General features: G+C 67.4%; 13 protein-coding genes and 1 tRNA gene. 2 read left to right on the top strand and 12 right to left on the bottom strand.

What is annotated here, in order from left to right:
- Positions 1-62 precede the first annotated feature (62 nt).
- From ABFT43_RS06230 to ABFT43_RS06215, 4 genes are all read right to left on the bottom strand, one after another.
- Positions 63-881 carry a serine hydrolase domain-containing protein gene (locus ABFT43_RS06230; protein WP_347959506.1) on the bottom strand — a complete coding sequence of 273 codons (819 nt, stop codon included), beginning with the start codon at positions 879-881 and terminating at the stop codon, positions 63-65.
- 51 nt (positions 882-932) lie between these two features.
- The gene (locus tag ABFT43_RS06225) at positions 933-2,063 is read right to left on the bottom strand and encodes an NDMA-dependent alcohol dehydrogenase (protein WP_347959505.1); all 1,131 of its coding nucleotides are present in this window, start codon (positions 2,061-2,063) and stop codon (positions 933-935) included.
- A 228-nt stretch (positions 2,064-2,291) separates the two neighbouring features.
- A complete protein-coding gene (gene fadD5, locus ABFT43_RS06220; RefSeq protein ID WP_347959504.1) occupies positions 2,292-3,896 on the bottom strand; it encodes a fatty-acid--CoA ligase FadD5 in 1,605 nt (534 codons plus the stop codon).
- Positions 3,897-4,005: 109 nt separating this feature from the next.
- A complete protein-coding gene (locus tag ABFT43_RS06215; RefSeq protein WP_347959503.1) occupies positions 4,006-4,812 on the bottom strand; it encodes an enoyl-CoA hydratase-related protein in 807 nt (268 codons plus the stop codon).
- Positions 4,813-5,010: 198 nt separating this feature from the next.
- Between ABFT43_RS06215 and ABFT43_RS06210 the strand changes: the two genes are divergently transcribed.
- Positions 5,011-6,222 carry a TetR/AcrR family transcriptional regulator gene (locus ABFT43_RS06210; protein WP_347959502.1) on the top strand — a complete coding sequence of 404 codons (1,212 nt, stop codon included), beginning with the start codon at positions 5,011-5,013 and terminating at the stop codon, positions 6,220-6,222.
- An 87-nt stretch (positions 6,223-6,309) separates the two neighbouring features.
- Here ABFT43_RS06210 and ABFT43_RS06205 read toward each other — a convergent pair whose 3' ends face one another.
- The 5 genes from ABFT43_RS06205 to ABFT43_RS06185 all read right to left on the bottom strand — a co-directional run bounded on the left by ABFT43_RS06205 (position 6,310) and on the right by ABFT43_RS06185 (position 10,142).
- On the bottom strand, positions 6,310-7,176 hold the full coding sequence (locus ABFT43_RS06205; protein WP_347959501.1) for a hypothetical protein: 867 nt from the start codon (positions 7,174-7,176) through the stop codon (positions 6,310-6,312).
- 59 nt (positions 7,177-7,235) lie between these two features.
- Complete coding sequence (locus tag ABFT43_RS06200; RefSeq protein WP_347959500.1) at positions 7,236-7,661, bottom strand: pyridoxamine 5'-phosphate oxidase family protein; 426 nt, start codon at positions 7,659-7,661, stop codon at positions 7,236-7,238.
- A gap of 64 nt (positions 7,662-7,725) precedes the next feature.
- A complete protein-coding gene (locus ABFT43_RS06195) occupies positions 7,726-8,478 on the bottom strand; it encodes an isocitrate lyase/PEP mutase family protein (RefSeq protein ID WP_347959499.1) in 753 nt (250 codons plus the stop codon).
- A gap of 65 nt (positions 8,479-8,543) precedes the next feature.
- The gene (locus ABFT43_RS06190; protein WP_347959498.1) at positions 8,544-9,191 is read right to left on the bottom strand and encodes a dihydrofolate reductase family protein; all 648 of its coding nucleotides are present in this window, start codon (positions 9,189-9,191) and stop codon (positions 8,544-8,546) included.
- A 90-nt stretch (positions 9,192-9,281) separates the two neighbouring features.
- A complete protein-coding gene (locus tag ABFT43_RS06185; protein WP_347959497.1) occupies positions 9,282-10,142 on the bottom strand; it encodes an SDR family oxidoreductase in 861 nt (286 codons plus the stop codon).
- Between the two features lie 113 nt (positions 10,143-10,255).
- Here ABFT43_RS06185 and ABFT43_RS06180 point away from each other — a divergent pair, with 113 nt between their 5' ends.
- Entirely contained in the window at positions 10,256-10,648 is a 393-nt protein-coding gene (locus tag ABFT43_RS06180) for a winged helix-turn-helix transcriptional regulator (protein ID WP_347959496.1), read from the top strand.
- Positions 10,649-11,557: 909 nt separating this feature from the next.
- On the opposite strand, the gene ABFT43_RS06175 is transcribed toward ABFT43_RS06180, so the two are convergent.
- From ABFT43_RS06175 to ABFT43_RS06165, 3 genes are all read right to left on the bottom strand, one after another.
- Positions 11,558-11,630 (bottom strand) — tRNA-Asn (locus ABFT43_RS06175).
- Between the two features lie 191 nt (positions 11,631-11,821).
- Positions 11,822-13,420 (bottom strand): SulP family inorganic anion transporter, encoded by a 1,599-nt coding sequence (locus ABFT43_RS06170; protein ID WP_347959495.1) that lies wholly within the window; start codon positions 13,418-13,420, stop codon positions 11,822-11,824.
- A 72-nt stretch (positions 13,421-13,492) separates the two neighbouring features.
- Entirely contained in the window at positions 13,493-14,191 is a 699-nt protein-coding gene (locus ABFT43_RS06165; RefSeq protein WP_347959494.1) for a cysteine hydrolase family protein, read from the bottom strand.
- Positions 14,192-14,240: the final 49 nt, after the last annotated feature.

The raw sequence follows: 14,240 nt of genomic DNA, 5'->3' as shown, positions 1-14,240 counted from the left end.
CTCGTGGGATCAATTGTGCCCCATGTGGCACGTGTTGCGCCAGTTTCTTGTGCGAGACAGGTTCACTTTTGTGACGAAAGTTCACTGACGACGCGATCGTTGAACTCGCTCCAGAGAGGCTTGGCCCATGGGCCGAAGGACTTGTCGGTCAGCACGACGCACGCGGCGTCGAGCACCGGGTCCACCCACAGGAACGTGCCCGCCTGGCCGAAGTGTCCGAAGGTCCGCGGTGAGTTCGACGCGCCGGTCCAGTGCGGCGACTTGTGCGAGCGGATCTCGAAGCCGAGACCCCAGTCGTTCGGCCGGTGTTTGCCGTACCCCGGAACGAACCCCTCGAGGCCCGGGAACTGCACCGTGGTGGCCTCGGCGAGGGTCTCCGGCGCAAGCAACCGCGGGGACAACAGTTCCGACGCGAAACGCGTGAGGTCGGCGACGCTGGAACGCGCGCCATGACCGGCCGGCCCCCACAGCACCGTCGACGGCATGCCGAGCGGTTCGCAGACGGCGTCCGCGAGGTAGTCGGGAAACGCGATCCCCGTCGCCTGCTCGACGGACTCGGCGAGAACCTCGAAGCCCGCGCTGGAGTAGATGCGCTTCTCCCCGACCCCGGCCTCGACCTCACGCTTGTCGAATGCGAGTCCGGAGGCATGCGCGAGCAGATGCCTGACGGTGGCGCCGGGGGGTCCCGCCGCGTCGTCGAGTTCGATCGCGCCCTCCTCGACCGCGACCAGGACCGCTTCTGCGACGAGGAGTTTCGTGACCGACGCGAGCTCGTAGACGCGAACGGGGTCGCCGAATTCCTCGGCGACCCCGTCGCGGGTGATGATCGCCGCCGACACGTGGTCGACGGGCCATTCCGTCAGAGATTCAAGGACCGACACATCGGATCACGTTACCCGCGGGGCGCGTGCCCGCCCGATGGCCGGCTCAGATCACCAGTCCTCTTCGGTGTAGCGGATGACGCCGCGGATGTTGCGGCCGTCCAGCATGTCCTGGTAGCCCTCGTTGATCTGCTCGAGGCGGTACTGACGGGTGATCATGTCCTCGATGTTCAGCTTGCCCGCCCGGTACATCGACAGCAGCAGCGGGATGTCGAGCTTGGGGTTGGCACCACCGAAGATGGAGCCCTGCAGGTTCTTCTGCAGCAGCGTCAGCATCGCCAGGTTGAGGGTCACCTCCGAATCGAGCATGTTGCCCATTCCGGTGAGCACGCAGGTACCGGCCTTGGCGGTGATGCCCATCCAGGTGTCGACGTCCTTGCCGTGCACCTCACCGACGGTGACGATCACCTTGTGGCACATGTGGCCGTAGGTGACCTCGGCGATCTTCATGGCCGCCTCCTCCACCGAGGCGAAGGCCGCGGTGGCGCCGAACTTCAGCGCCTGCTCGCGCTTCCACGGCACCGGGTCGATGGCGAAGACGTTGCGGGCGCCCGAGATCACCGCGCCCTGCAGCGCCGCGGTGCCCACACCGCCGACACCGACGATGGCGACATCCTCGCCCGGGCGGACGTTGCCGCTGCGGACCGACGAGCCGTAGCCGGTGGGGATGCCACAGCCACACAGTGCGGCGACCTCGAACGGGATGTCCTTGTCGATCTTCACGACCGATGCCTCGTGGACGACCATGTACGGCGCGAAGGTGCCGAGCAGGGTCATCGGGTAGACGTTCTCACCGGCAGCGGTGTGGATGCGGAAGGTGTTGTCCGACACGGCCTCGCCCTGCAGGAGCATGGCGCCGAAGTCGCACAGGTTGGCCAGGCCCGACTTACATGACGGGCACTTGCCACAGGAGGGGATGAACGACAGCACGACATGGTCGCCGACCTCGAAATCGGTGACACCCTCACCGACCTGCTCGATGACACCGGCACCCTCGTGCCCGCCGAGGATCGGGAATCCGGCCATCGGGATGCCACCGGTCACCAGGTGGTGATCGGAGTGGCACATGCCGGCGGCTTCCATCCGGATCTTGACCTCATGCGCCTTCGGGTCGCCGATCTCGATCTCCTCGATGGCCCACGGCTTGTTGTTCTCGCGCAGCAGCGCGCCCTTTGTCTTCACTGGTCTCCTCCGTTCGACCCGGGAACTTCGCGTTCCGGGAGTCTTCACCGCGACGTCGCGTCGCCTGTGACTGTAGTCACTCAATCACAAAATTGAAACGTGTTCTAGTCCTGTGTTCCAACACGGTCCCGGCCCCGGACGCACACCGGCCCGGGCACGCACGATCGCGCGCCCAGGCCGGTGGGTGCACCCGGTGGCGCGGGCCGAAGCCCGTGTGAGAGAACCTGATCAGTTGGCCAGGCCGGCGTCCTTGCTACCGAACTGGGCACGCAGCGTCGGCTTGACGACCTTGCCGCCGGCGTTGCGCGGCAACTCGTCGACGATGACGAGATCCTTCGGATGCTTGTAGCGGGCGAGGTTCTCGTTGAGGTACGGCTCGAGCTCTTCGAGGGTGAGATCCTCGACGCCCGGGGCCAGTACGACGACCGCCACCGGAACCTCACCCCATTTCTCGTGCGCGCGACCGATGATCGCGGCCTCGGCGATCTTCTCGTGACCGAACAGGACGTTCTCGACCTCGGCGCAGTAGATGTTCTCGCCGCCGGAGATGATCATGTCCTTCGCGCGGTCGACGACGTACAGGAAGCCCTCCTCGTCCTGGCGGACCAGGTCGCCGGAGTGAAACCAGCCGCCGGCGAATGCGTCGGCGGTGCCCTGCGGGTTCTGCCAGTAGCCCTTCATCATGGTCGGACCGCGGTAGACGATCTCGCCGACCTCGCCCGGCTGCACGTCGTTGCCCGCGGGATCGACGATGCGGGCGGTGACGGCCGGGACCACCTTGCCGATGGACCCGAGCTTGCGCAGCGCGTCCTTGCCGTCGAGGGAGCAGGTGATCGGCGACATCTCGGTCTGGCCGAACACGGCGACGTTCAGCGCATCCGGGAACGCCTCGTTCATCGCCTTCAGCACGGTGTCGGACGCGGGGGCGGCACCCCAGCTGATCACGCGCAGCTTCAGGTCACGCGGACGCGCCTTCTGCGCGGCGCAGACGGCCTGCCACTGCGCGGGCACCAGGAAGATCGAGGTGGTGCCCTCCTCCTCGAGGGAGTCGAGCAGGGCGTCGGGGTCGAAGGCGCCGAGCGGATGGATCACCGAGAGCGCACCCATGTAGAACATCGGCGCCAGTGCGCCGAAGCCCGCGATGTGGAACAGCGGCGCCACGAACGAGGTGATGTCGTCGGGACGGGACTGCAGAACGTAGAAACAGGTGACCGCCTGCGCCTGCATGTTGGTGTGGGTGAGCATGGCGCCCTTGGGCTTTCCGGTGGTACCCGAGGTGTACATGATCAGCGCGACGGTGTCCTCGGGGACGTCGACCTCGGGCAGGTCCGAGGAGTCCTCGGCGACCAGGTCCTCATAGGCGAGATGGTTCTCGTTCTGCGACTCGCCGATGACGATGATGTGTTCGAGTGCGCCGGTCTGCGCGGCGACGGCGTCGACCAGCGGCGCCAGCATCGTCTCGGTGACGACGACCTTGGCGCCGGAGTCCTGCACGAGGTACGCGACCTCGGCCGGACTCATGCGGAAGTTCACCGGCACCGCGATCGCGCCGATCAGGTTGGCACCCAGGACCGCCTCGACGTACTCGTTGCGGTTGAGCAGGACCACCAGGACGCGGTCGCCGAACTTGACCCCGCGACGGCTGAGCGCGGCCGCGAAGCCGCGAATGCGCTCGTCGAGCTCCTTCCAGGTGGTCACCTTGCCCATGAACTTCAGGGCCGGGCCGTCGGGATTCATGAAGGCGTGACGCTTGATCTGGTTGTTCCAGTGGTTGCGGCGCGAACGCAACGGCTCGGTCGTGAGATCGGTGGTGGTGTCGACGGTCGTGGTCATACGATCGGTCTCCTTGTTGTCTGTCCTGGCACACAGGATGTCGAAAACGCCTGCGGGGATGGCTCTCTCGGCTTCGCGTCGTCGGTAGCCGGGGTGTTGTGCCGAGCGATCACTTCTTCGCGCCGGCGAAGGCGGCGATGGCCGCCAGGAACTCCGGCGACTGCAACAGCTCGGTCTGTCCGTCGAGTTCGCGCTCGATTGCGGCGTCGAAGCCGGCCATGGTGTGCGCGTCGAGGGCCGACTTCGTCAGGCGAAGCGCCGAGCGGCTCTTGCCGGCGAGCTTCGCGGCGACCTTGTCGACGGCCTCGTCGAGCGCGGCCCGGTCGTCGTAGACACCGTTGATCAGGCCCGCCGCCAGCGCGTCCGGGGCGTGGAGCTTCTCGCCGAGCAGGGCGAGCTCATTGGCGCGGACGCGGCCCACCGCGGAGGCGAAGAGCATCGACGCACCACCGTCGGGCATGAGTCCGATGTTGATGAAGGCCAGCAGGAAGTAGGAGCGCCTGGTGGCGTAGATCAGGTCCGACGCGAGCGCGAGCGAGGCGCCGATACCCGCGGCCGGACCGTCGACCGAGGCGACGACCGGCACCGGCACCGAGCGGACGGCGCGTGCGAGTTCCGAACCGGCAGAGATGATCCCGCGCGCCTGGGTGGGGTCGAGCCCCGATGCGCCATTGGCGCCGGCCTGACGGTTGATCGACACCACGTCGGCCCCGGCGCTGAAGCTGCCGCCCTTGCCGTCGATGACGATCACCCGGACGTCGTCGCGGTTGCCCCACTCCTCCATCGCGGCCTTGATGCCGAGGTTGGCCTCGGTGTCCAGGGCGTTCATCTTCTCCGGCCGGGAAATGGTCAGCCGCGCAACCCCGCGGTCGTCGACCGAGGTCCGGATTGCCCCCTGGCTGATCTCGCTGCTCACTGCTCTCCCCACTCGAGATATGCCCTTTGACACAACTTGCCGTTTCTGTGCCAGCGACTAGATTACTACCACAGTGCGACGTAGATCACGAGAATCTTCGTTAACTTATGCTCGCCGTGCATCGACTTTTCCTGCAGTTTCCTCGGTCGACATCGAAAAGGGCCTCGTGAACGTCGTATCCGTCTACGCTGGGGCGCCATGACCGCACGCCCCGGGACGTCACAGAATTTGACGTCGGATCCGGCGCCGGCCACCCCTCGACGCCGACGACCGGCCGACCGTCGACGACTCGTCGTCGACGCGGCGGCCAAGGCGTTCAGCGACGCCGGCTATCACGCCGTGCGCCTGGAGGACATCGCCGACGCGGTCGGTATCTCGGCCCCCGCGCTGTACCGCCATTTCCCGAACAAGTACGCGCTGTTCGCCGAGACGACCGCGGTTCTCGCCGCCTCGCTGCGGGCGGCCCTGGACGCGGTCCCCGAGGGCGGCGACGGGGAACTGCGGGCGCTGCTCGAGGCGATCACCGTGGCGTCGTTCGAGAACCGACGCAAGGGCGGGCTGTACCGCTGGGAGGCACGCTACCTGGAACCCGCGGACCGGGCGATCGTCCGGGATGTGGTCGTCCACCAGCACCGCCGCGTACGGGCCGCCGCACGACGCCTGCGTCCCGGACTCGGCGAGATGGACGCGAACCTGATCGTCGCGGCGATGACGAGTGTCGCGGCCAGCCCGACCACCCATCGCGCCTCGCTCCCGGCGCGCGAGGTCACGACGATAATCCCCGATGCCGCGATGGGACTGCTCCACGTCGACCTGCCCGATCCCGTCGCGCCGGCGACGCACACAGGGCATGGTCTGGTCCCCGCGGCAAGACGCGAGGTCATCCTGACCGAGGCGGTGAACCTGTTCGCCGCCAGGGGATTTCGCGACGTCACCATCGACGACATCGCCCACGCCGCCAACCTCCCACCGTCGGGGGTCTACCGGCACTTCCCGAGCAAGGTGGCAATTCTCGAGGCGGCGTTCTGGCGGGCGACGGACCGCGTCACGACGGCCATCTCCGAGGCGCTCGGCTCGTCGACGACGCCGCACGAGGCCCTGGTCGAGATGATTCACCGGTACGTGCAGCTGACCTGCAGCTCAACGGAATTGATCAGCGTTTACGAGACCGAGATCGGGCATGCGACGCCGGAGGCACGCGCGGAGTTGCGCAATCAGCAGCGGATCACCGTCGAGGAGTGGGCGACCTGGGTCGGCCGGGAGCGCGAGGACCTGTCGATCACCCATGCGAGGTTCCTGGTCCACGCGGCGCTGAATGTGGTGACCGACCTGTCCCGGTTGAAGCCGCAACCGACGCCAAGCCGCATCGAGGCCCTGTCGGCCCGAATCCTCCTGGGCCCCAGCACCTGAACCCCCGCAAAGTCGCGGGTTGAGTCCAGAGGCGCTGGATGGAAGGAACCTGCGAACCTGCATGTCAACCCGCGATTCCTATGCGCCTCAGACGATCTCGAAGTCCCCCAGCAGCCAGCGCCCGTCCTGCTCGACGAGGGTGACCTTGACGCGCGTCTGATACGGCACCCCGTCCGGGAACTGCTGCGCGGTGTCGGGCGAGCGCAGCGTCTGGTCGAGGGTGACCAGCACGACGGCCTGGTCTCCGTCGATCGACGTCAGCCCGGCGTTCTCGGCCTTCGCCGTCGACACCGCCTTCGCCTCCGACGATCCGCGTCGGGCGTCCTGCGACGCCTCGATGTAGGTCTTGGTGAACTCGGGCGTCGAGATCTCCCGGATTCGACGGTCGAGGTCGGAGTAGTCGGCCGAGTCGTAGGTGGACAGCTCGGCGGCGTACTTGCGTGCGGTGTCGAGGATCTCGCTGTCGACGAAGGTCACCGCGGTGTCGGCGCGGCGATCGGCGTCGACGTAGGCGACGGCCAGGACCGCGGTCGACGCGGCGAGGACCACCGCGGCGGCCACCAAGGCGATCACCGCCCAGGTCTTGCCGCCGAGCGTCTCGGCCCACCCGGTCCATCGGGAGGCGCGGTCGCGAATGACGTCGCCCTGGTCGAGCTTGCGCGGGGTGCGGTCGTCTGGCGCGGAGTCGCCCGCGACGCCGTCTCCGGCCTCGCAGTCCCCGGCCTCGGATTCCCCGGCCTCGGATTCCCCGGCCTCGGACTTGGCGGTCTCGGGGTTGGAGGCCTGGGACTTGGTGGTCTTGGACTTGGCGGCCTTGGCCTCCGCCTCGGCCCGCAACTTCTCCCGCGCGGCGCGGTTGGCCTGCAGGAACTCGTCCCGCTCGAGCGGGGTCACGTCGTCCTCGACGTCGGGCGTCACCGGAACAGCGTCGGAGGTGGAACGGGACTTCGACATGCGTTCAATGTAGCGATGTCTCCCACGCCGCTGTGGCCCCCGTCATGGCCGGGGCTCGCTCAGATACTGCCGAGGTCCAGCGAGAGCCACTGCTTGGGATCGAGATAGACCTTGGTCTGCGGGCCGTGCTCTCGTTCGGCCATCTCCAGGTACGGTTCGACGGCCGGTGCCGGCAGGTACCGAGATGCCATCACGCGCAGGTCTTCTCGCGTTCCGGCGATCATGTCGACGGCGTCGCCCGACACCGACACGTAGACGATCTTCGGGGTCACCGTGTCGACCATCAGGGTGAACCGGCCCGCCGCCCGGATCAGGTCGAGCTTGCGCGACCCGGTACCGGTCAACACCCAGGGACGTTCGCCGGGCAGGTAGTGGTACCAGATCGGGACGGTGAGCGGCGCACGCCCGGGTTCGGCCTCCACGGACAGCGCCGCGACGTGCGGTTCGGCCAGAAACGCTTCTCGTTCGCTCTTGGTGAGTGCCATGGTCCGACGGTAGACCCGGGCGCCGACAACTCCGGTCGATTTCCGGAGACCGGGGTCGCAGGCCCTACTTCCAGGGTTCGAGCACCTCGGTCGCACGCTCGGCGAGCACGGCCTGCCAGAACGGCCCGAAACTGACCCGGGCGACGCCGCACGCGGCGAGCGACGCCTTGTCGTGCCGGGTCGGGTGCGCCACCGCGTTGATCGGCAACGGCAGTCCCTCGGCGAGATGCTTCTGGGTCGCGTCGTCGTGCAGTCCGACGGGATAGAGGACGTCGGCCCCGGCCTCCGCGCACAGCTTCAGCCGGACGATGGCGCGGTCGATGCGGTCGGACTCGTCGCCGTCCTGCCGGAGGAGGACGTCGGTGCGCGCGTTGACGACGACGTGGACGCCCGTCGCATCCGAGGCGGCACGGAGAGCGGCGACGAGGTCGGCGTGCTCCTGCGGTTCCCGCAACCGCCCGCCCTCGCGGTGGACGGTGTCCTCGATGTTGAGCCCGACGGCCCCTACGTCGAGCAGCCCCTCGATGAGTCGCTCGGGGTCCTCGCCGTAGCCGGACTCGATGTCGACCGAGACCGGTACGTCGACGGCTGCGGTGATCTGTGCGACCCGGGTGGTGAGTTCGGCGAAGGTCATGCCCTCGTTGTCGGGTTTGCCTATCGAGTCCGACACCGGATGGCTGCCGACGGTGAGTGCGGCGAAGCCGGCGGCGACCGCCAGGTTCGCCGACCACGCGTCCCACACCGTCGGCAGGATCACCGGGTCGCCGGGCTTGTGGAGTTCGAGCAGGGCGCTGGCCTGGGCGGCGAGTTCGGTCATGCCCCCTACAACTACCCCGCACGACGCCCGCTTTCCGGGCGTTGGTGAAAAAGGGCCGGCCCGAACTACTTCCGCCAGTACAGGTGGTGGGTCACGCCGCTCGGACTGGGCACGACCTCGTGTTCGAAACGATCGTTCAGCTCGTCCGGCGATTCCCACAGCCTGAGTCCGGCGCCGTACGTCACCGGTGCGACGGCGATGTGGAGGGTGTCGATGAGATCGGCGTCGAGGAACTCCCGCACCGTGGTCACTCCCCCACCGATCCGGACGTCCCTGCCGCCGGCGGCGGCCTTCGCCTGCTCGGCGGCCTCCGCGGGCGTGGCGTCGATGAAGTGGAAGGTGGTGTCGCCCAGCGAGAAGGACGGCCGGACGTGATGGGTGAGCACGAAGACGGGTGTGTGAAACGGCGGTTCGTCACCCCACCACCCCTTCCACTCGTCGTCGGCCCAGGGGCCGCGCTGATATCCGAATTTGTTGCGGCCCATGATCTCCGCGCCGATGTTGTGGGAGAAGTCGCGGGTGAAGTAGTCGTCGAGCCCGCGGGTGCCGCCGGGTTCGGTGCGGTTGGGCCAGCCGGCGGTCGCGCCGGCCCAGGACATCAGCTCCCACGGCTCGACGATGTCGCCGAACGGCCGCTCGAAGGTCTGATTCACACCGGCGCCGATCCCGTCTTGCGAGACCCCGAAGTTCTGCACCCTGAGTAGCTGCGACATGGTTCTCCGTCCTGATGGTCAGATTCTTCACCACAGACGGACCCGACGTCGCGGCGAAACTCATCGGCGCGACGTCGGGCACAGGGTCGTTCAGGCGAGTGCGGCCTTCACGATCTCCACGACCGGGGTCGAAGACCGGCCGATCAGCTTCTTCAGGTCGCCCGACTCGGTGTCGAGCTCACCTCGGGCGATGCCGGCGTCGGACCCGGCGAGTACCGCCGCGAACTGCTCGGGGACACCGTTGTCGGCGAGCACCTTGGCGTACTCGGCCTCGGGCAGGTTCTTGTATTCGACGGTCTTGCCGGCGACCTCGCCGATGATCCTCGCGAGATCGGCATAGGTGAGCCGCTCGTCGCCGCCGAGTTCGTAGATCCTGCCACCCTGGTCCTCGTCGGAGATGAGAACCGCAGCGGCAGCGGCGGCGTAGTCGGCGCGGGCCGCACCGGCGACCTTGCCCTCGCCCGCCGCACCGAGCAGCATGCCGGTCTGCGCGGCCTGGACGATCGCCTGCACGTAGTTCTCCCAGTACCAGCCGTTCCGCAGGAACACCGCCGGGATCGGCGACGATGACAGGCGCTGCTCGGTGGCGAGATGTTCGGGCGCCAGCCCGAGTCCGCTCGTGTCGGCCTTGAGCAGGCTGGTGTAGGCGATGAGCTTCACGCCGTCGGCCTCGGCCGCCTCGATCACGTTGGTGTGTTGCGGAACTCGTCGTCCGACCTCAGAGCCGGAGATGAGCAGCAGCTTGTCTACGCCGGCGAGCGCCGCGCGCAGGGCCTCCGGGTCCTCGTACGTGGCGACCCGAACCTGCACGCCCTTGGCCGCGAGGTCGGCCGCCTTCACCTCGTCACGAACGACGGCGACGATGCCACCGGGCGCGACACGCCGTTCGAGCAGTTCCCCGATCACCAGTCCGCCGAGCTGTCCCGTCGCACCCGTCACCGCAATCGTCATGTTCTTCTCCGTTCTCGAGCACCTCTGCGACTTCCCCAACAGTATGCACTTACTTTTCGTAAGTGCAATACATGCGGTTAGCGAAGTTCTGTGACCTTCGCTAGCCTTGAGGAATGCCCGACAGCAGTGACCAGTCCCTCGAAGCGAATGTCTTCGCCCGCGACTGCTCCTCCCGGGCGACGCTCCAGAACGTCACCGGACGCTGGGGCAGTCTGGTCCTGATCGCGTTGGGCGAGAGCAACTATCGGTTCGGTGAGCTACGGCGCCGGGTCGACGGCGTGAGCGAACGGATGCTGTCGCAGACCCTGCAGAACCTCGAGCGCGACGGCATGCTCGTGCGTACCGTCCACGAGGTGATCCCGCCGAAGGTCGAGTACCACCTCACCCCGCTCGGCCGGCAGGTCGCCGACCGGTTGCAGGGGCTCATCGATCTCGTGCAGGACAACATGCCCACCGTGCGCGAAGCCCAGGCGGAGTACGACGCACGGCATGGGGAACGGACCTGATCCGACCGCAGACCACCCGCGCCGCCGGTTCACGCCCCCGCGACATGCCACCCAACCCACGCAAGGCCAACGGCACTGGGCGGCGGGTTGTGGTTCACGTATGCCTCGCGACACCGACAGCAACGCGTCCGACAAGCAAGCGACGGCGGGGTCGAGTCGCACCGTGGCGCCGTCCCGCTTGGTGCGCCCACACCGCATCGGCCCAAGGCACGTTGGCGTATGGGTGGTGCCGTCGACCAGGGCCCATGCCCGAGCAGTGCTCCTGGACGCCGGCAAGAGGTATGTACTGCGAGATTTCGCCGCGCGTGTTCTCGCACGTCTGACTCGCAGGTTGAGTGGGACTCGCGTTCGCCGAGTATCGCTGGATGTCAGTGAGCTTCCGGCGCATGACCGAGTGGAGGTTCTGGTCCTCGCTGGTCTGCACCTCGTCGATGAGGTCCGTTGCAGCGAACACGACGCGGCGGTCGTGGGCGGCACGTAGCGCCGTGAGGGTGGGCGGATCGTCATCGCGGGCGAGGTCGGACCGACGTCTACGGACTCTAGGTGGTCGGCGATTGCGTCCAGGCCGCCGACGGCGGGGTCCTGGGCATCGGTGGCGAGCACGGCGACGAGGTGTTCGCGCTCGTCGGCGGGCTTGGTGCTCATGCGACGCACCGGCCGAACTCGACAGCGATCGCGAGGGCCGGCAGGGGCACGAGGTAGAGCGCCAGGGTGGCGAGGTTTGTCGCAATGACAGATGAAACCCGGGGGGACGGTGCATCGGAATCGCCTCCGGTGTTTCCGAGGCCTCGGAAGATGTTCCCGCACCGACCGGGCAGTTTCGTCACCCGGTAGATGGATCCGGCACGCATCTCGCACGTGCCGTGCCCCAGAAAGCAGAAAACCGCCCGTTACCGGGCGGTTTACCTGCTCCCCCAACTGGACTCGAACCAGTAACCGTTCGATTAACAGTCGAATGCTCTGCCAATTGAGCTATGGGGGATTGCTCGGGCTCTCGCGAGGCGCCGGAGCGCTTCACTCGAACCGAGGACAGACTTTAGCGCATGCCGACGCCGGACAACAAAACGGCTGGTCAGGCAGCGAACATTCCGGCAAGGCCCTGCACAGACGGGGCGGTTTGATCCGCTCTCCGGACCAAACCGCCCCATCTGTGATCAGGCCCTCAGCGGCCGGTCAGTGACCGCCGACCACGTCCGACTCGTCGACCTCGACGGGGTCCTTGGCCCCGGGCAGGAACCAGTAGAGGAAACACACGACGCCGAAGAGCAGATAACCCAGCGCGACCTCGGGTGCCGCCGCCCACGACACCTCGGGGGCGTGGATCAGGCCGATGAACGCCAGCACCGCACCCACCGCGCCGGCGATGGCGGCGAAGTGGAACTTCTTTTCCAGGATGAAAGTGACGATGGTGCCGAGCAGCAGGCCGACCAGCACGGCGCCCTCGCCGAGGGTCTTGAGACCCTCGTAGATCACCCCGGCGCCGTTCAGGGCTTCCATGCCGACCTCGTCGGCCGTCGTGCCCGCCGCCGCGAGTGCGTTGTCGATGAGACCTCTGCCCCACTCAGCCAGGTTGGGCAGCAGCGCCGCAACCACCGCCACCGCGTGCAGGCGCGGCGTCGCCTGGAAGGCCTGCGCGCCGATCAGCAGGCCGATGAACAGCAGGATCGGCACGATCGCCGGCACCGGGAGCACCGCGTTGAGAACACCGAACAGACCGAGGAAACACAGCAGACCGATCGCGACGCCGCTGGCCAGTGAATAACCGGCCCGGCCACCCGCATCCTTCCACCCCGGGTGGCCGATGTAGACCGCGGGTGGGAACGGCGAGCCGAACGCCGAACCGATACACGCGCCCGCACCGTCGGCGAGCAGGACGCTGCGCAGGTTGTAGTTGTCGCCGGCGGCCGCGGCGCTCTCGACGTTGCTCATCGCCTCGGTGAAGTTGTAGACACCCAGTGGGATAGCGGTGCCGAGCAATGGCGCGAGGTCCCCGAGTCCATTCCACAACAGATCGAATCGCTGGTCGGGGATGCCGACCGCGATGTCCTCGATCGCCGCACCCACCGCCGGGCCGTCCATGAAGCCGCCGGCCCAGCCGATCGCGGTGCCGACGAGCAACGCTGCGAGCCCGACCGGGATGTTGCCGGGCAGCTTCACGTCGGTGAAGAAGCCGATGAGGATGATCGCCAGCACCGGCAGACCGATCCACGCCGCCTCCCAGATCTGGCCTGCCGGCCGCATGGAGATGAACGTGATCGAGATGCCCGCCAGGGTGCCGAGCATCGCCGCACGCGGTGTCAGCTTGCGCACATACGGCCCGACGAACGCGCCGATCATCACGATCACACCGATCATGAACGCCCATGCCAGGCCGGCCTGCCAGGCCTCGATCGGGTTCTTGGTGTTCAGGTACACCGGCAGCATGACGACGAACACGACGATGAACATGTGCGGGACGCTCGGCCCGTACGGCAGCGCCGTCACGTCGACGCGACCTTCCCGAGCGGCGAGGCGCCGGGCCAGGAACGTGTAGTACAGATTGCCCAGGATCAGCGCGACGCCCAGCGCGGGCAACACGGTTCCCAGGACGTTGTCGGCGGAGAGCCCGACGACGCCGATCATCAGGCCGGTCAACGTCAGAACGTTGACGAGTATGTTGAAGCCGAGCCCGAAGGAGGCGTTGGTGTCTCCTCGTGTCCACCACGGCACCTTGGGCGACGGCGTCGGAGCGGGCGGTTCGGTGATCGGCGCGGAATCGGTTGTGGCGCTCACAGTGTCCTCCGGATGCTGGATGGATCGGGGAACGAGACGCCGCTGTCTCGCGCTGGGTGTGGATTACGTTGGTCAGGCGACGGATCTCTTGTTCGCCCGCTCGGCGAGCAGCGGGATGATCGCCGAACCGGGGGCGGTCCACCCGAAGATCCCGCCCTGTGCGGCGATCATCTCCAGGCCGACACGCTGGAACTCCGGGAAATACGAACCGACGCAGTCGGATACGACGACGCATTCGAAACCGCGGTCGTTTGCCTCGCGGGTGGTGGTGTGCACGCACACCTCCGTGGTCACACCAGTGACCAACAGTTGGGTGATCTCGTTGTCGGCCAGCACCTTCGACAGCTCGGTGGCGTAGAAGGCACCCTTGCCGGGCTTGTCGATCACGACCTCGCCGTCGGCCGGCGCGAGCTCGTCGATGATGTCGTGGCCGTACTCGCCGCGGATCAGGATGCGTCCGAACGCGCCCGGGTCGCCGATCCGCTTCGACGGTGCGCCGCGATCGAGCTTGGCCGGTGGACAATCCGAGAGATCCGGCAGATGCCCCTCCCTGGTGTGGACGACGAGCAACCCCGCCGCACGCGCCGCGTCGAGCAGGACGCCTAGCGGTTCGACGACCTCCTGCAACTGTGCGACGTCGTTGCCGAGTGATTCACCGAATCCGCCCGGCAGCAAGAAATCTCGTTGCATGTCGATGATGAGCAACGCGGTCCGGTCGAGGTCGAGTTCGATCGGGCCGGGCAGAGCGTCGAGTGTCACGGTCTCGGACATGGGTGGAACCTTCCGGGTCGGGATCGGGGTGGACGGCGGTGGCCGGCGT

The organism is Gordonia aurantiaca (genome assembly GCF_039939235.1).
GTDB lineage: Bacteria > Actinomycetota > Actinomycetes > Mycobacteriales > Mycobacteriaceae > Gordonia.
The sequence above is the reverse complement of the archived record's forward strand: the minus strand, read 5'-3'. Positions and strand labels throughout refer to the sequence as shown.